The organism is Sphingomonas sp. UNC305MFCol5.2, assembly GCF_000712135.1.
Classification (GTDB): domain Bacteria; phylum Pseudomonadota; class Alphaproteobacteria; order Sphingomonadales; family Sphingomonadaceae; genus Sphingomonas.
Genome location: NZ_JOOE01000002.1, coordinates 823,143 through 838,590, shown reverse-complemented (window position 1 = coordinate 838,590; position 15,448 = coordinate 823,143). Strand labels below are relative to the sequence as shown.

The following is a 15,448-nucleotide window of genomic DNA, read 5'->3' as shown; positions in this document are numbered from 1 at the left end:
GCAGTGGAGCTGCGACCAGGAGTTTCCGTCCTTACAGAAAGAGCTGACAATGGGGATTGCAGTCGAAGCGGCGCTGGGGCGCTATGTGGCGTGGCAGCCGGCGGTGGCACCGGTCCGGCCCGAAGGCGACAGCCCGTTCGCGCGGCTGCTCGGCGCGCGTTGGCTGTTCCTCCCGCCGGCGGTGCGCCGGCGCTTTCTGCGGAAGATCGGCGAGGGCGCGTGTGTCACCTATGTTGGCGAAGTCGCCGAGTGCCGGATGAGCCGGGCGGGCTGGCTGTTCGCCCAGCTCGCGCGGGTGGTAGGAGCGCCCCTGCCGCTCGGCACCGATACCGGCGTCGCGGCGAGTGTCAGCGTGACCGCGGACCGCGACGGCTGGAACCAGTACTGGACTCGCCAATACGGCCGGCGGCACGGTTTTCCACAGGTTATCCACAGCGCCAAAAGGTTCACCGGACCAACCGGGCTCGAGGAATATCTCGGGCTCGGCCTCGGCATCGCGCTTCGGCTCGAAGAGGAGGGCGGGGCGCTGCTGTTCGTCAGCGACCATTATTTCCTGCGGCTCGGCGCGCTGCGGCTGCGCATCCCGAATGCGGTGCTGGGGCATCTCGTCGTTGGGCACACCGATCTGGGACACGGCCATTTCGCCTTCACGCTGGACCTCGTCCACCCGTGGCTGGGCGAGCTCGTCCACCAGCTCGCGATCTTCGCCGATCCGCGGGAAGCCGCGTGACCCGGCCCGTCATCGTCTTCGACGCCATGTGCGTATTGTGCTCGGGCCATGCGCAGTTCGTGCTGCGCCACGATCGCGCGGGGCATTTCCTGCTCGCCTCGATGCAGAGCGAAGCGGGTACGGCGATCTATCGATCCCTCGGCATCGACCCGGCGAATCCCGACACGTTGATCCTTGTCGAGGGTGACCGGGCTCTGCGCGACAGCGATGCTGTCCTCGCGATCTGGCGAGGGCTGGGCTGGCCGTGGCGTGCCGCGGGGGTGTTCGCCATCGTTCCGAGAGCGTTGCGCGATCCGGCATATCGCTGGGTGGCGCGGCATCGCTACCGGCTGTTCGGGCGGCGCGAGACCTGCTGGTTGCCCAATGCGGCGCAGCGGAGCCGCATTCTGTGAGCCGCGTCCTCGTCATCGGCGGCTATGGCGGCTTCGGTGCACGGCTGACGCGGCGGCTGCTCGCGGCCGGGCATGAAGTGGTCGTCGCCGGGCGCAGCGCGGACAAAGGCGTCGCGTTCTGCGCGGGGCTCGACCGTTGCGAGGCGGTGGTAGCCGATCGCACCAACGGAATCGGTATGGCGATGGCGCGGATCCGGCCCGATCTGGTGATCGATGCCGCGGGGCCGTTCCAGGACTGCGGCTACACAGTGCCCGAGGCCTGCATCGCGATGCGGATACCCTATCTCGACCTCGCCGACGCACGCGCCTTCGTCACGGGCATCGGCAGGCTGGACAAAGCGGCGAAGGCGGCTGGGGTCGCGGTGATTGCCGGCGCCTCCAGCGAGCCGGCGCTGTCCGGCGCCGTGGCGCGCAAGCTGGCGGAGGGGATGAACTCGGTCGCGCAGGTCGAGATCGTGATCAGCGCGTCCAATCGCGCGGTGGGCGGTGCGTCGGTGGCGCGGGCGATCCTGAGCTATGTCGGCAAGCCGCTGCGGTTGTGGCGCGGGCGGCGGTGGGGCGTGGGATATGGCTGGCAGGAATTGCGCCGCGAGCGTTTCGCGGTTGCCGGCCAGCCGGCGCTGCGTCGGTGGGTAGCACTGGCCGACGTCCCTGCGCATGATCTGCTGCCCGCGATGCTGCCCGGGCGCCCGGCGGTGACCTTCCGTGCCGGCACCGAGCTGGGCTTCCAGATGCTGGCACTATGGCTGGCGAGCTGGCCGGTGCGTTGGGGCTGGGTTGCCTCGCTCGATCGGACCGTGCGCTGGCTGATCCCGATCCAGCGGTTGACGCGGCGGATCGGCAGCGATTGCTCGGCAATGTCGGTGACGCTGTGTGGCGGGCGCATCGAGCGGAACTGGACATTGGTCGCCAGCCGCGGTGACGGGCCCGAAATCCCCACCTTCGCCGCCGCGATCCTCGCCGAAGAGATATTGTCGGGCCGCATCGCACCCGGCGCTCGCGACGCGGCCGATCTGCTGACGCTCGACCAGTTCGAGCCGCTCTTCGCGCCGCTGGCGATCGGCCACGAGATGCACGAGCGGGAAGTGGCCCCGCTTTATGCCCGGGCGATGGGCGCGCGTTTCGACGTGCTGCCGCGAGCGGTTCGCGCGATGCACGAGGTGCATGGCGATGGCGGCGCGGCGGGCGAGGGGCATGTGGCGCGCGGCGGCCATCCGCTTGCGCGATTGATCGGCAGCATCATGCGCTTCCCGCCGAGCGGCGACTATCCGGTCCATGTCGGCTTTACGGAGCGCGGCGGCAAGGAACGCTGGACCCGCGACTTTGGCGGGCATCGCTTCGCCAGCGAGCTCGCGCAGGCCGGAGAAGGTGTCGCTGAACGCTTCGGTCCGCTGCGTTTCGCGTTCGATCTTCCCTCCGATGAAACGGGGCTGCGGATGGTTCTGCGACGCTGGACCCTGTTCAGGCTGCCGATGCCCCGCGCGCTGGGCCCGCGCATCGCGGCGCGCGAATGGCAGGAAGACGGACGTTTCCGCTTCGAGGTCGGCGTGCGCCTGCCGCTGATCGGCGAAGTGATTCACTATGCGGGCTGGCTGGATGCCACTGCCGACCAAGGCCCCGCGCAGCACGAAATCCGGCTTCACTGAGGAAACCCAATGTACCGACCCTATTCGCGCTTCGGCCTACTCGTGAAGGCATTGGCGGGCGCCAGCATTGCTGCGTCGTGGCCGGGGATGCTGGCGCTGACGATGGCGTTCTATGCGCCTCGCCTGCTGCTAGTTCCGCTGACGACATTCGCTATCGCCTTCGGGCACGCGTTGGTGCTGGGACTGCCGCTCTATCTCCTCCTCGATCGGCGGGGATGGGCCAATGGCTGGCTCGCCGCTTTGGCGGGTGCCTGCATAGGCATGGTGCCGGTCTTGATCTTCACAACGATCGACCATTTCCAGTACCCCTCGGATCGCTATGCGGCGGGCTGGCTGACGCAGGTGAGCGGCGCGCTATGGTTGTTCGGCTTCCTGGGCCTGTGTGGGGGCCTGACCTTCTTCGCCATAGTCTCGGGCGACAGAGCGGCCGAGGAATGACCAGACAGCAAAAGGGCGGCCCGTTGCCGGACCGCCCCTTCGTTTTGCCTGAGCCTGAAGCTTAGCGCTTCGAGAACTGGAAGCTGCGGCGTGCCTTGGCGCGGCCGTACTTCTTGCGCTCGACGGTACGGCTGTCGCGGGTCAGGAAGCCTGCCGCCTTGACCGGCGCGCGGAGCACCGGCTCGAAGCGGGTCAGCGCCTGGCTGATGCCGTGCTTGACTGCGCCGGCCTGGCCCGAAAGCCCGCCGCCCTTGACGGTGCAGACCACGTCATACTGGCCCTCGCGCTCGGCGACACCGAACGGCTGGTTGATGACGAGACGCAGCGTCGGACGCGCGAAATAGACTTCCTGATCGCGGCCGTTGATCGTGATCTTGCCGGTGCCCGGCTTGATCCACACGCGGGCGACGGCGTCCTTGCGGCGGCCGGTCGCGTAAGCGCGGCCGAGGCTGTCGACGATCTTCTCGCGCAGCGGCGTGGTCGACACGGGCGCAGAGGCCGGTGCGTTCAGATACTCGTCGGCGCTGGCCGGGGCACCCGCGGGCGCTTCACCGGCGGCGATGGCGCCGAGATCGGAAAGGGACTGGCGGTTGTCGGACATTATGCGCCCACCTTGTTCTTGCGGTTCATCGACGCGATGTCGAGGATCTCGGGGTTCTGCGCGGCGTGCGGATGCTCGGTGCCGGCGAAGATGCGCAGGTTGCGCATCTGCTGGCGGCCGAGCGGGCCGCGCGGGATCATGCGCTCAACGGCCTTTTCGAGCACGCGCTCCGGGAAACGACCCTCGAGCACCTTGCCCGCGGTGATTTCCTTGATGCCGCCGGCATAGCCGGTGTGCTTGTAATAGACCTTGTTCGCCAGCTTCTTGCCGGTGAAACGGATCTTGTCCGCGTTGATGACGACGACATTGTCGCCGCAATCGATGTGCGGAGTGAAGCTCGTCTTGTGCTTGCCGCGCAGCACATTGGCGATGATCGTCGCAGCGCGACCGACCACCAGGCCCTCGGCATCGACGAGATGCCACTTCTTCTCCACTTCGGTCGGCTTTACCGACTTGGTGGTCTTCATCAGCGCCTTCATGGCCTGTGACCTTTCGAGGTTTAAACGCAAGCGCGCCAGCCTTGCGGCCAGCGCGGTTGAGCGGGCGTTTGGCTGAGGCGGCCCCGAAAGTCAAGCAAATCGGGGCGTTTGCTGACGGGTATTATAATACCTGTACCTATTCTGGCCAGGCGGCAGGGCTCGCATTCTCGATACGGATGCGCGTGACGAGCACCGTCTCGCGCGCTGCGGCACCGGTTCCGCTGACGTTGCGGACGGTGTCGGTGGCGGTGCTGAGCATCCCGGTTCGGGGATCGAACGCCCGCTGCCGGTCGAGCGATACCGAACCGGTACGCGCGGGGGCGCCGGCTTGCGCGGGCAAGTCGATGGTCGCCGATGCGGTGGTGGAGGCTCGCAGCAGGCCCCCATCGGCGGCGGCTACGCGGCGCGTGCCTTCCAGCGTGACGGGGTTGCCGAAGGGAGAAGCGCCGGGAAGCCGGACCGGCGTGGCGGTGCCAGCAGCCTCCCATGGGTCGGTCATGATCGCGGCGGTGACGAGCGTGGCGAGGAGCACGCGCTGCCGCTCGGGCGGGAGGGCGCGAAGCGGTGCGACGAGCCTGGCCGAGGCGGCGTCGGAGGGAAGGCCGCGCCGCGAGGCGGCGGCTTCGGCGATGCGCTGACAGACTTGCTCCCACAGCGTCGCCATGTCGTCGACCGTCACAACCTGTCCGCGTTCGTCGAGGTGGAGGACGATTGCGCGGCCGGCGAGCGCGGAGAGACCGCGCTCGACCAGGTTGCCCAAGGCTTCGGGCGCGGCGCTGCTATTGGCGAGCAATACCGCCTCGGCGCGATAGCCCGCGCCCTCCCTGCTGAAGCGAACCAGCCGCTCGAGCCGGTAGCGCCGCTCGGCCGGCGAGCTCTCGGTCCGTTCGGTGACGATGCGCAGCGGCGTGCCGAGCGGCGGCGCGAAGGCGGGCGCGGCGATGCTCGCCTGGAGCAGGACGGCCGCGAGCAGCACTCAGCCGGTCTCCGCGGCGACCCAGTCGCTCACCGCCGCGGCGGCGCTCACCGGCCACGCCTCGACGGTCGGAAGGTCGTAGGGATGAAGCACCTCGATCCGGTCGCGCAACCGCTCGGCGAGCTGCGGAGTCGTCTTGAACAATGCGGGGACTTCCTCGCCACGCTCGACGGCGCCCTGCCAGCGGTAGATCGAAAGGCAGGGCGCCAGGATGTTCACGCAGACGGCGAGGCGCTCGGCGAGCACGATTTCGGCGATGCGCTCCGCCTCGACCCGGCTGGGAAAGGTCGAGAACAGGAGCGCGATGTCGCTCATCCGCGCCGGCCGACGGCGTGCACGCCCCAGGTGGTGGCAATGACGAGCAGCGCGCCGGTGAGCTGGTGGAGCGCGGCGAGCGTGATGTTCATCCCCGACATCACCGTCGCGATGCCGAGCAGGATCTGCAGCCCGAAGGCGGTGTGGATCGCGATCGAGGCGCGGCGATCCACGCCTCGGGTGGCGCGGGCGAGCACGATCAGGGCGGCGACCGTCACCCACGCCCACCAGCGATGGACGAAATGGACGATCGCCGGATCGTTGAACAAGGCGTCGAGGAAGGGGCGTCCGGCAGTCGTCGCGCCGGGGAAGAAGCGGCCGTTCATCAGGGGCCATTGGTCGGTGACCAGACCCGCATTGAGCCCCGCGACCAGCGCGCCGAACAGCAATTGGACGAACAGGACCGCGCCGGTGAAGGCGCCGAGCCCGGTCAGCCGTGCCGGGCGGGCCTGCGGGTTCCGCACCAGCGTGCGCAGATCGAGCGCGGTCCAGACGATCCCGGCCAGCGTGAACAGCGCCACGAGCAGATGCACGGCGAGGCGGACATGGCTGACATCGGTGCGGACGCTCAGTCCCGATTTGACCATCCACCAGCCGATCGCGCCCTGCAGCCCGCCGAGCGCGAGCAACGCCACCAGCCGCCAGCCATAGCCGCGCGGAATCTGCCGGCGGATCGCGAACCAGATGAGCGGCACCGCGAAGGCGATGCCGATCAGCCGGCCGAGCAGCCGGTGGAAATATTCCCAGAAGAAGATCGCCTTGAACCCGGCGAGCGTCATGCCCTGGTTGAGCTGCTGATATTCGGGGATGCGCTTGTAGTTGGCGAACTCGGCTTGCCACTGTGCATCGTTGAGCGGCGGCACGATCCCCGTGATCGGCTTCCACTGGGTGATCGACAGCCCGGATTCGGTAAGCCGGGTGATGCCGCCGATCACGACCATGAGGACGATGAGCGCGGCGACGGAATAGAGCCAGGTAGCGAGGGAACGGGGGCGGGCGGTGGACGTCATCTGAAGCACGCGGGAGGTTTAGCGGCGCGTGGGCCGGAAAGCTATTCACGAAACGGATTGGTCACGCGCAATTGGCCTTCCACGAGGAGGCCGTGATGCAAATCCTCGGAATAGAGCGTGTCACAGCCCGCAATTCTCGCTGCCGCCACGATCATTCCGTCATGGACGCCGAGCCGGTATTTCTCCGCCAGGCCGAGGCCCATTGCGTGCAGGGTCGCATCCAGCGGTATGATCGGTGCGCACAGCGCACAGATCAAGTCGATCGCCTCGCGAATCTCAGGCCAGGGCATATTCAGTTTGCGCAGCGCTACGTTCGCAAACTCGTTAAGGCACTGTACGCTTATCGCGCCTCCCTCGCTGATGAGCTTTTGCGCGCTTCCCATGCGCATATCGTTCGACGAATACGCATAGACGAGAATATTCGTATCCAGGAACGAACGCGTCACCGCGCGTTGGCTTCCTCGCGATCGAACTTATAACCGGCCGGCAGAGGGCGGGCCAATTCGCCCATTCGCGCGACGATCGCCGCCCTTCGCTGTTGTTCGGTGACGACTGCCACTGCGCCGCTGTCCAGCGCGCATAACTCGATCTCATCACCTTCTTTCAGGCCCAGAGACCTGACCACATCAGCGGGAATGCGAACGGCGAGACTGTTACCCCATTTTGCGATCTGCATGAACGATCTCTAGCTGATATACATGGCGCCAATGTATATCGTTCAAGAGTGACCTGCAATCATCAGGCGCGCGCGTCGGTGACCGCGGCTTCGTTGTAGCGCAGCGCCTTCAGCACCGTATCGACGATGTTCTCGCCGTTCAGCCCAGCCTCGGCATATTGGAGCTCGGGCTTGTCCTGGTCCTGAAAGATATCCGGCAGGCGCATCGTGCGGAGCTTGAGGCCGGCGTCGATCAGGCCCTGATCGCTCGCCATAGTGAGCACGTGTGCGCCCAGTCCGCCGACCGCACCTTCCTCCACCGTCACTGCCACTTCGTGGCTGGTGAGCAGCTTGCGGATCAGCGCCTCGTCGAGCGGCTTGGCGAAGCGCAGGTCGGCGACGGTCGTCGAAAGTCCCTTGGCCTCCAGAGCGTCGGCCGCCTTGAGCGCTTCTGCCAGCCTTGTTCCCAGCGACAGGATCGCCACCGTCTTGCCCTCGCGCACCATACGGCCCTTGCCAATCTCCAGCCGTTCGGGAACCGCGGGGAGCGCGACGCCCACCCCGTTGCCGCGCGGATAGCGCACCGCGATCGGGCCGTCGTCATGAAGTGCCGCAGTGTGCGTCATATGCACCAGCTCGGCTTCGTCGGCCGCTGCCATCACGACAAAATTGGGGAGCGTCGCCAGATAGGTGACGTCGAAGCTGCCGGCATGCGTCGCCCCGTCGGCGCCGACCAGCCCCGCGCGGTCGATCGCGAAGCGGACGGGCAGGTTCTGGATCGCCACGTCGTGGACGACCTGGTCGTAGGCGCGCTGGAGGAAGGTCGAGTAGATCGCGCAGAATGGCCGCATGCCCTGGGCGGCGAGGCCGGCGGCGAAGGTGACCGCATGCTGCTCGGCGATGCCGACGTCGAAAGTGCGGTCCGGATGCGCCTTGCCGAAGCGGTCGAGCCCGGTGCCCGAAGGCATCGCCGCGGTGATCGCCACGATCCGCGGATCCGCATCGGCTTCCCTGATCAGCTGGTCGGCGAAGACATTCTGATAGGCCGGCGGCCCCGGAGGCGCCTTGTCCTGCGTGCCGGTGATCACGTCGAACTTCTGGACGCCGTGATATTTGTCCGCCGACGCCTCGGCCGGGGCATAGCCCTTGCCCTTCTTGGTGACGACGTGGACGAGAATCGGGCCCTGCTCGCTGTCGCGGACATTCTCGAGCACCGGGATCAGATGGTCGAGATTATGCCCGTCGATCGGCCCGACATAATAGAAACCGAGCTCCTCGAAGAGCGTGCCGCCGGTCGCCATGCCCCGCGCGAACTCCTCGGCCTTCTCGGCGGCGTTGTGGACACGCTTCGAGATGCGCCGGATCGCGCGCTTGGCGAAGCTGCGCAGCCCGAGATATTCGTTCGAGCTCACCATCCGCGCCAGATATGCCGAAAGCCCCCCCACCGGCGGCGCGATCGACATGTCGTTGTCGTTGAGAATCACGACGAGGCGGTTGCCCGCGGCCTCGGCATTGTTCATCGCCTCATAGGCCATGCCGGCGCTCATCGCGCCGTCGCCGATCACGGCGATCGCCTTGCCGGGCTGGCCGTTGAGCTTGTTGGCGATCGCGAAGCCCAATGCCGCCGAGATCGAAGTCGACGAGTGCGCCGCGCCGAACGGATCATATTCGCTCTCGCTGCGCTTGGTGAAGCCGGAGAGCCCGCCGCCCATGCGCAGTGTGCGGATCCGGTCGCGGCGGCCGGTGAGGATCTTGTGCGGATAGCATTGGTGCCCGACGTCCCAGATCAGCCGGTCGCGCGGGGTATCGAACACATAATGGATCGCAGTGGTCAGCTCGACGACGCCGAGCCCCGAACCGAGATGGCCCCCGGTAGTGCCCACAGCCGAGATCGTCTCGGCGCGCAGCTCGTCGACAAGCTGGCGGAGATCGGCGGGCTTGAGCTTGCGGAGATCGGCGGGCGTGTCGACAGTGTCGAGCAGCGGCGTGCTTGGTAGGTCGGCCATCGACAGTCCCTTACGCGAGTGCTTCGCCTAAGTCGAACGCTCGAATCGCTGAAAAGTCGTGCAGTTTCCGTGCAGAGCTATTCGCAGTCGGAACATTTCCCGCGAACTTCGATCACCGGGCGCACTGGCGAAAAGCCGGTATCCTTGGCCGCGGCGCGCACGGTCTTGGTGATCGTGTCGTCGTCGATATGCGTGGTCTGCCCGCAATTGTCGCAAACCAGAAAGATGCAGTCGTGCAGGCAGTCGGGATGGGTATTCGCCATATAGGCGTTCGCGCTCTCGACTCGCCGGGCGAGGTTCGAACCGACGAACAAATCGAGGATGCGATAGACGCTGTTCGCGGCGACGCGGCGGCCCTCGGCCTTCGAGACCGCCTCGGCGATGTCATAGGCCGAAGCGGGCTTGTCGAAGCCGGCCAGCGCCTCGAACACGCGCTCGCGCATCGCCGTCCATTGCTCGCCCGATTTCTCGAGCGTGGTCTGCGCGACTCGGGTCAGGTCGCTGCCGTGATGCTCATGATGATCGTGCGCGGGCATTGCCTGGATTTAGGGATGCGGATGCCCCGCGGCAAGCTGACTCAGTAGGTTGCGCGGCGGTTGAGGTCGTGGCCGAGCGCGACGAGGCTCACGCCGATCAGTGTCCAGAAGATCTCGAACCCGCCATGCGGGAGCGACAGCGCGCCCGCCATGATGCCGATCCCGAAAGCGCCGACCAGGGCCGGGGCCATATAGCCGTGCGAGAGAATGCCCTTGCCCAGCGCGATGATGCCGAAGCCGATCGCGAGGGTGAGGCCGATTTCGTGGATTGCCGGATGGACCAGCGCGCCGGCGGAGGAAAGAAGCGTCAGCAGGACGGTGGTCGCGACGCAGTGCACCAGGCACAGACCACTGATCCCCATCGCGATTCGATCGAGACGCGCATCGATACCGCCCCAATAGCGGGATAGCGGGAGACTCACCGGCATGGCCGTCATATAGGCCCGAACAGGTAAAGGTACAACATATCATGCGGCAGGCCGTTGCGCGCGGCAAAGAGTGGTCGGCGGGGTGTGGGAAGATGGCTTGCGCGGTGCGGGTAGGCCGGGTGACGCTCTAGGGCACGTCACCCGGCCACGCCCGCTATCACCCTATGTAGGACGATACGGCGCGTTTTCCACCCCGGCATCCGCCGGTACGGAAAATTGTCGGGCCGGCTGGCCGGTTCATGCGCGCTGCCCGTAATAATGCGCCTGTGCCGCATCGGTGGCGCTCACCGCCAGCAGCGAACGGGCTTCGTTGGCCGAACGCACCTTGCCCGTGCGATCCGACGCGGCGTCGAGCACGCGATCGAGCAAGCTCTGCCCCTCTTCCCACCAGCCGATGCCGCTGGCGGCGTTGAGGTGTCCCTGCGGACCCGCGTCGACGAAGTGGCTACCCCAGCCCCCGGCGAGCTCGCGGGCCTTTTCGGGCGCGATCCACGGATCATCGCTGCTCGCCACTACGATCGAGGGGAAGGGAAGGGGTTTGGAAGGCGTCGGGTGGAAGGCGGCGAGTTCGGGCCGCACATTATCCCGATCGACATCGGCCGGGGCGACCAGCAGCGCACCGGCGACGGGCCAGCCGAACGGCTGACCGGCCAGTTCGGCCCACCATGCGACCGCCAGGCAGCCGAGGCTGTGCGCGGCGAGCACCACCGGCGCCTGGGCTTGACGGATCGCCTGGTCGAGCTTGGTCACCCAGGTGTTGCGATGGGGCGTATCCCACATGCCGAGCTCGACCCGGTGTGTGTCGGGGCGCGATTGCTCCCACAGGGTCTGCCAGTGCGAGGGGCCCGAGCCGCCGAGCCCGGGGACGGTGAGGATGATCGGCGAAGTTTCGTCGAGAGGCGAAAAGATGGACATATATTCCACTCCATAGGGAGGGAGGCCGGATCGCCGATATATATCCCATCAAATTAGTAGGCAATAGTGTGTGCGCCAGGTTGTCGCCGGTTTGCGGCGATCCGAAACCTGCGCAAATTACTCCGTCACCCCGGACTTGTTCCGGGGTCCACGGTGCCGCGAGCGGGAACCTGCGAAGCTCTAGCTATTCGATCGGATGCGCGGTGGACCCCGGAACAAGTCCGGGGTGACGTCCTGAGGAGAGGCGGGCGCAGCCTCCATCAGGCCACACTCGCGCTTCGAATCAAATATGCAGCACGCGCCCATAGGCGGCGAGCACGCTCTCGTGCATCATTTCGCTCAGCGTCGGGTGCGGGAAGACCGTCTCCATCAGCTCGGCCTCGGTGGTCTCGAGCGTCTTGCCGATGGTGTAGCCCTGGATCAGCTCGGTAACCTCGGCGCCGATCATGTGCGCGCCGAGCAGCTCGCCGGTCTTCGCGTCGAACACCGTCTTCACAAAGCCTTCGGCCTCGCCCAGCGCGATCGCCTTGCCGTTGCCGATGAAGGGGAAATTGCCGACCTTGACCTCGTAACCCGCCTCCTTCGCCTTGGCCTCGGTGAGGCCGACGCTGGCGATCTGCGGGTGGCAATAAGTGCAGCCCGGGATGTTGCGCGGGTCCATCGCGTGCGGATGCTTGCCGGCGATCGCCTCGGCGGCGATCACGCCCTCATGGCTCGCCTTGTGCGCGAGCCAGGGCGGCGCGGTGATGTCGCCGATCGCGTAGAGGCCGTCGACATTGGTCTTGCAGGCCGGATCGGTCTTGAGGAAGCCGCGATCGTCCATCGCGACGCCCAGTTCCTTCAGGCCGATATTCTCGGTGTTCGGGACGATGCCGATCGCGACGATGACATGGCTGTATTCGCCGTTGATCGCCTTGCCGTCCTTGCCGGTGATCGTCGCCTTCACGCCATTCGTATCAGCTTCGATCTTATCGATCTTTGCGCTTGTGAGGATGTTCATGCCCTGCTTCCTGAGGGCTTTCTCCAGGAAGGTCGAGACGTCGGCGTCTTCGACGGGGACGATGCGGTCGAGCATCTCGACCACGGTCACTTCGGCGCCCATGTCGTTGTAAAAGCTAGCGAATTCGATGCCGATCGCGCCCGAGCCGATGACCAGCAGCTTGCTCGGCATCTCGGGCGGCGTCATCGCGTGGCGATAGGTCCAGACGCGCTTGCCGTCGGCGGGAAGATTGGGGAGATCCCGCGCGCGCGCGCCGGTGGCGAGGATGATGTTCTTCGCCTCGAGATCGGTCTTCTTGCCGTCCTTGTCGGTGACCGAGAGCTTGCCCTTGCCGGTCAGCTTGCCCTCGCCGAAATGCACGGCGATCTTGTTCTTCTTCATCAGGTGCGTGACACCCTGATTGAGCTGCTTCGCCACGCCGCGCGAGCGCTTGACCACCGCCTCGATGTCCGCGCTGATCTTCTCCGCGGCAAGGCCGTAATCCTTGGCGTGCTGCATATAGTGGAAGATCTCGGCCGAGCGGAGCAGGGCCTTGGTGGGGATGCAGCCCCAGTTGAGGCAGATGCCGCCGAGCAATTCGCGCTCGACGATCGCGGTCTTCAAGCCCAGCTGCGCCGCGCGGATCGCGGCGACATAGCCGCCGGGTCCCGAGCCGAGGACGATGAGGTCGTAGGATTCAGCCATGTGCGTGCGCCTTGTTCTGTCGTTGGCGAGATAGGGTGTTCAGGAAATGGTTCCAGCCGCCTCGATCGGGCGCGGCCGCTTGTGCTCATCGACCGCGACGAACACGAACTGGGCCTGAGTGACGAGGCAGCTTTCCTCGGAATGGCGGGCGCGGCGCCAGGACTGGACGTCGATCGTCATCGACGTGCGGCCCACCCTGACGATGTCGGCGAACACCGAGACTTCGTCGCCCACTGCAACCGGCGCGTGGAACTTCATGCCCTCCACCGCGACGGTGACGGCGCGCCCGCGCGCATGGCGCGCCGCGACCAGGCCGGCGGCGAGATCCATCTGGCCCATCAGCCAGCCGCCGAAAATGTCGCCATAGGCATTGGCGTCCGCCGGCATCGTGCTGACGCGGATCGCCGGTTGCTGCTGCGGCGGGCCGTCAGCCATTCACGGTTTCCTCCGGCTTGCGGTCCAGCTTGGCGCGATCGATCGCGTAGGCGCGGCGGATCGGGCCGATCCCCATCAGCACCACCAATGCCATCGCGACGAAGGTGACCAGCCAGATGTCGCCGGTGGCGCGCGGATAGGACCATGCCGAGGCCCAGGCGATCAGCGCCGCCGCGATCAGGCCGATCGCGATATGGACCACTTCGATGAGGACGCGCACCGCGGCCGCCTCAGGCGATCATGCCCAGCGGCGATTCGACGAGCGCCTTGAACGTCTTCATCAGCTCAGCGCCGTCGGCCCCGTCGATCGCGCGGTGATCGAAGCTGCCGGTCGCGCTCATCACCGTGGCGATGCCGAGCGCATCATCGATGATGTACGGGCGCTTCTCGCCCGCGCCGATCGCCATGATCATGCCCTGCGGCGGATTGATCACTGCATCGAACTGCGTGATCCCGAACATGCCCATGTTGGAGATCGAGGCGGTGCCGCCCTGATATTCCTCGGGCTTGAGCTTGCCTTCCTTGGCGCGGCTCGCGAGGTCCTTCATCTGGGTCGAGATCGCCGAAACGCTGATTCCCGCCGCGTCGCGGATGATCGGCGTGATCAGGCCGGTCGGGGTCGAGACCGCGACCGAGACGTCGGCGCGGCTGTACTTGATCAATTTGTCGCCGGTGTAGGTGACGTTGCACTTGGGCGTCTGGATCAGCGCGACGCCGAGCGCCTTGATCAGCAGGTCGTTGACCGAGAGCTTCACGCCGCGCGCTTCGAGCGACTTGTTGAGATCGGCGCGCAGCTTGAGCAGCGCATCGAGGCGGATGTCGACGGTGAGATAGATGTGCGGGACGGTCTGTTTCGACTCGGTGAGGCGGCGCGCGATCGTCTTGCGGATGTTTGAGAGCTTCTCTTCCTCGTGCGGAATGCTCTCGTCGTACCAGACCGGCTTGTGCTCGGCGGGCGCAGCGGCGGCCGGCGCGGGCGAGGTTGCGGCAGTGACCGCAGGCTGGGCAGCCGGCGCAGTGCCTGGCTTCGCGCCTTCGAGATCTGCCTTGACGATGCGGCCGTTGGGGCCCGAACCGCTCAGCGCAGCGAGATCGACGCCCTTCTCGGCGGCGATGCGCCTGGCGAGCGGGCTCGCCTTGACGCGGGCACCGTCCTGCGCGGCGCCATTGGCCTTGGCGGGTGCAGGTGCAGGAGCGGCTGCAGGCGCCGGGGCGGGTGTCGGAGCCGCGGCGGGCGCCGGAGCAGGCGCCGCTTCCGTCTTGGCTGTGGGTGCGGGTGCCGGAGTCGGCGCAGGCGCCGAAGCATCCTCGCCTTCGCCGGCCATCACGGCGATCACGGTGCCGACCTTCACATTGTCGGTGCCCTCGGGGACGGTGATCTTGCCGATCACGCCTTCATCGACGGCTTCGAACTCCATCGTCGCCTTGTCGGTCTCGATCTCGGCAAGGAGGTCGCCGGACTTCACCGTGTCGCCTTCCTTCACCAGCCATTTGGCGAGGGTGCCCTCCTCCATCGTGGGGGAAAGCGCAGGCATCTTGATTTCGATCGACATGGAGGTTCCCGTCGTTGGTCCCTGGGGTAAGGCTCGCCCCCCCTTTGCCGCCGCCACCGCATCGGTCAAGACCTTGGGCTTGCGCAGGACGCAATCGCACGGCACCTGAGGGAAAGCCTCAACGCGCGAGGCGCCGAAAGGATGGCCGCGAAGCGCGGCAGGGGAATGCATCATGCGCACATATCTGGTGGTGATCGACGAAAGCCCCGAATCCGAGATCGCATTGCGCTTCGCCGCGCGGCGCGCAGTCAAGACCGGCGGCAATGTCGAGATCCTCGCGCTCACCGCGGCTCAGGAGTTCGTCCAATGGGGCGGCGTGATGGCGACGATCGAGGAAGAGAATCGGCAGCGCGTCGAGGCGCTGGTGACGCGCGCGGCGGGGACTTTGTTCACCGAATCGGGAATCAAGCCTTCGATCACCGTGCGCGAGGGCGACGGCGCCAAGGTGGTGCGCGAGATGATCGCGGCGAACGGCGAGATCGCGGCATTGGTGCTGGGCGCGGCGGCGAGCGGCCCGCCGGGAACTTTGGTGTCGCACTTCACCGGCGCCGATGCGGGGACGCTGAGCGTGCCGGTGATGATCATCCCGGGCTCGCTGGATGTGGCGGCGATCGACCGGTTGAGCTGAGGCCAGTTCGTCACCCCGGCC

20 protein-coding genes are annotated in these 15,448 nt (G+C 66.6%); 5 read left to right on the top strand and 15 right to left on the bottom strand.

Annotated features, from left to right (window positions below; genetic code table 11):
- The first annotated feature begins 49 nt into the window (after positions 1–49).
- Genes BR78_RS0111260 through BR78_RS0111245 form a run of 4 tightly spaced genes read left to right on the top strand, consistent with a single transcriptional unit; the run spans position 50 to position 3,206 of the window.
- Positions 50–730, top strand: a complete 681-nt coding sequence (locus tag BR78_RS0111260) for a DUF4166 domain-containing protein (RefSeq protein WP_025560696.1) — start codon at positions 50–52, stop codon at positions 728–730.
- Complete coding sequence (locus BR78_RS0111255) at positions 727–1,122, top strand: thiol-disulfide oxidoreductase DCC family protein (protein WP_025560697.1); 396 nt, start codon at positions 727–729, stop codon at positions 1,120–1,122. Before BR78_RS0111260 ends, BR78_RS0111255 begins: the two co-directional genes overlap by 4 nt.
- On the top strand, positions 1,119–2,768 hold the full coding sequence (locus BR78_RS0111250; protein ID WP_025560698.1) for an SDR family oxidoreductase: 1,650 nt from the start codon (positions 1,119–1,121) through the stop codon (positions 2,766–2,768). Before BR78_RS0111255 ends, BR78_RS0111250 begins: the two co-directional genes overlap by 4 nt.
- Positions 2,769–2,777: 9 nt before the next feature.
- A complete protein-coding gene (locus BR78_RS0111245) occupies positions 2,778–3,206 on the top strand; it encodes a hypothetical protein (protein WP_025560699.1) in 429 nt (142 codons plus the stop codon).
- 61 nt (positions 3,207–3,267) lie between these two features.
- Here the strand turns inward: BR78_RS0111245 and rpsI are convergent, their stop codons facing one another.
- The 15 genes from rpsI to BR78_RS0111170 form a co-directional block, all read right to left on the bottom strand.
- Entirely contained in the window at positions 3,268–3,807 is a 540-nt protein-coding gene (gene rpsI, locus BR78_RS20495; RefSeq protein WP_037566468.1) for a 30S ribosomal protein S9, read from the bottom strand.
- Positions 3,807–4,286, bottom strand: a complete 480-nt coding sequence (gene rplM / locus BR78_RS0111235; RefSeq protein ID WP_037566466.1) for a 50S ribosomal protein L13 — start codon at positions 4,284–4,286, stop codon at positions 3,807–3,809. The genes rpsI and rplM overlap by 1 nt, the downstream gene beginning before the upstream one ends.
- A gap of 136 nt (positions 4,287–4,422) precedes the next feature.
- Positions 4,423–5,262: a hypothetical protein gene (locus tag BR78_RS0111230; RefSeq protein ID WP_025560702.1), complete on the bottom strand. Its 840-nt coding sequence runs from the start codon at positions 5,260–5,262 to the stop codon at positions 4,423–4,425.
- Complete coding sequence (gene cutA / locus BR78_RS0111225; RefSeq protein WP_025560703.1) at positions 5,263–5,577, bottom strand: divalent-cation tolerance protein CutA; 315 nt, start codon at positions 5,575–5,577, stop codon at positions 5,263–5,265.
- The gene (locus BR78_RS0111220; RefSeq protein WP_029725387.1) at positions 5,574–6,587 is read right to left on the bottom strand and encodes a COX15/CtaA family protein; all 1,014 of its coding nucleotides are present in this window, start codon (positions 6,585–6,587) and stop codon (positions 5,574–5,576) included. The genes cutA and BR78_RS0111220 overlap by 4 nt, the downstream gene beginning before the upstream one ends.
- 41 nt (positions 6,588–6,628) lie before the next feature.
- Positions 6,629–7,033, bottom strand: a complete 405-nt coding sequence (locus tag BR78_RS0111215) for a PIN domain-containing protein (RefSeq protein ID WP_025560705.1) — start codon at positions 7,031–7,033, stop codon at positions 6,629–6,631.
- Positions 7,030–7,263 carry an AbrB/MazE/SpoVT family DNA-binding domain-containing protein gene (locus tag BR78_RS0111210; RefSeq protein WP_025560706.1) on the bottom strand — a complete coding sequence of 78 codons (234 nt, stop codon included), beginning with the start codon at positions 7,261–7,263 and terminating at the stop codon, positions 7,030–7,032. The genes BR78_RS0111215 and BR78_RS0111210 overlap by 4 nt, the downstream gene beginning before the upstream one ends.
- 62 nt (positions 7,264–7,325) lie before the next feature.
- Positions 7,326–9,248, bottom strand: coding sequence for a 1-deoxy-D-xylulose-5-phosphate synthase (gene dxs, locus BR78_RS0111205; RefSeq protein WP_029936506.1), 1,923 nt, complete (start codon positions 9,246–9,248; stop codon positions 7,326–7,328).
- A 77-nt stretch (positions 9,249–9,325) separates the two neighbouring features.
- A complete protein-coding gene (locus BR78_RS0111200) occupies positions 9,326–9,784 on the bottom strand; it encodes a Fur family transcriptional regulator (RefSeq protein WP_025560708.1) in 459 nt (152 codons plus the stop codon).
- A 41-nt stretch (positions 9,785–9,825) separates the two neighbouring features.
- On the bottom strand, positions 9,826–10,212 hold the full coding sequence (locus BR78_RS0111195) for a MerC domain-containing protein (protein WP_331280242.1): 387 nt from the start codon (positions 10,210–10,212) through the stop codon (positions 9,826–9,828).
- Positions 10,213–10,449: 237 nt separating this feature from the next.
- Entirely contained in the window at positions 10,450–11,127 is a 678-nt protein-coding gene (locus tag BR78_RS0111190) for an RBBP9/YdeN family alpha/beta hydrolase (RefSeq protein ID WP_025560711.1), read from the bottom strand.
- A 283-nt stretch (positions 11,128–11,410) separates the two neighbouring features.
- The gene (gene lpdA / locus BR78_RS0111185; protein WP_025560712.1) at positions 11,411–12,811 is read right to left on the bottom strand and encodes a dihydrolipoyl dehydrogenase; all 1,401 of its coding nucleotides are present in this window, start codon (positions 12,809–12,811) and stop codon (positions 11,411–11,413) included.
- Between the two features lie 39 nt (positions 12,812–12,850).
- Positions 12,851–13,246, bottom strand: a complete 396-nt coding sequence (locus BR78_RS0111180; RefSeq protein ID WP_025560713.1) for an acyl-CoA thioesterase — start codon at positions 13,244–13,246, stop codon at positions 12,851–12,853.
- Entirely contained in the window at positions 13,239–13,466 is a 228-nt protein-coding gene (locus BR78_RS0111175; RefSeq protein ID WP_025560714.1) for a hypothetical protein, read from the bottom strand. The genes BR78_RS0111180 and BR78_RS0111175 overlap by 8 nt, the downstream gene beginning before the upstream one ends.
- Positions 13,467–13,476: 10 nt before the next feature.
- Positions 13,477–14,799, bottom strand: coding sequence for a pyruvate dehydrogenase complex dihydrolipoamide acetyltransferase (locus BR78_RS0111170; protein WP_029936505.1), 1,323 nt, complete (start codon positions 14,797–14,799; stop codon positions 13,477–13,479).
- A gap of 172 nt (positions 14,800–14,971) precedes the next feature.
- Between BR78_RS0111170 and BR78_RS0111165 the strand changes: the two genes are divergently transcribed.
- The gene (locus BR78_RS0111165) at positions 14,972–15,427 is read left to right on the top strand and encodes a universal stress protein (protein WP_029936504.1); all 456 of its coding nucleotides are present in this window, start codon (positions 14,972–14,974) and stop codon (positions 15,425–15,427) included.
- Positions 15,428–15,448 lie beyond the last annotated feature (21 nt).

Excerpts from the sequence above, each read along its gene's own strand:
- BR78_RS0111220 (WP_029725387.1), bottom strand. The coding sequence starts at position 6,587 with ATGACGTCCACCGCCCGCCCCCGTTCCCTCGCTACCTGGCTCTATTCC.
- BR78_RS0111170 (WP_029936505.1), bottom strand. The coding sequence starts at position 14,799 with ATGTCGATCGAAATCAAGATGCCTGCGCTTTCCCCCACGATGGAGGAG.
- BR78_RS0111190 (WP_025560711.1), bottom strand. The coding sequence starts at position 11,127 with ATGTCCATCTTTTCGCCTCTCGACGAAACTTCGCCGATCATCCTCACC.
- BR78_RS0111180 (WP_025560713.1), bottom strand. The coding sequence starts at position 13,246 with ATGGCTGACGGCCCGCCGCAGCAGCAACCGGCGATCCGCGTCAGCACG.
- BR78_RS0111200 (WP_025560708.1), bottom strand. The coding sequence starts at position 9,784 with ATGCCCGCGCACGATCATCATGAGCATCACGGCAGCGACCTGACCCGA.
- cutA (WP_025560703.1), bottom strand. The coding sequence starts at position 5,577 with ATGAGCGACATCGCGCTCCTGTTCTCGACCTTTCCCAGCCGGGTCGAG.
- rpsI (WP_037566468.1), bottom strand. The coding sequence starts at position 3,807 with ATGTCCGACAACCGCCAGTCCCTTTCCGATCTCGGCGCCATCGCCGCC.
- BR78_RS0111195 (WP_331280242.1), bottom strand. The coding sequence starts at position 10,212 with ATGCCGGTGAGTCTCCCGCTATCCCGCTATTGGGGCGGTATCGATGCG.
- rplM (WP_037566466.1), bottom strand. The coding sequence starts at position 4,286 with ATGAAGGCGCTGATGAAGACCACCAAGTCGGTAAAGCCGACCGAAGTG.
- dxs (WP_029936506.1), bottom strand. The coding sequence starts at position 9,248 with ATGGCCGACCTACCAAGCACGCCGCTGCTCGACACTGTCGACACGCCC.
- BR78_RS0111210 (WP_025560706.1), bottom strand. The coding sequence starts at position 7,263 with ATGCAGATCGCAAAATGGGGTAACAGTCTCGCCGTTCGCATTCCCGCT.
- lpdA (WP_025560712.1), bottom strand. The coding sequence starts at position 12,811 with ATGGCTGAATCCTACGACCTCATCGTCCTCGGCTCGGGACCCGGCGGC.
- BR78_RS0111165 (WP_029936504.1), top strand. The coding sequence starts at position 14,972 with ATGCGCACATATCTGGTGGTGATCGACGAAAGCCCCGAATCCGAGATC.
- BR78_RS0111260 (WP_025560696.1), top strand. The coding sequence starts at position 50 with ATGGGGATTGCAGTCGAAGCGGCGCTGGGGCGCTATGTGGCGTGGCAG.
- BR78_RS0111245 (WP_025560699.1), top strand. The coding sequence starts at position 2,778 with ATGTACCGACCCTATTCGCGCTTCGGCCTACTCGTGAAGGCATTGGCG.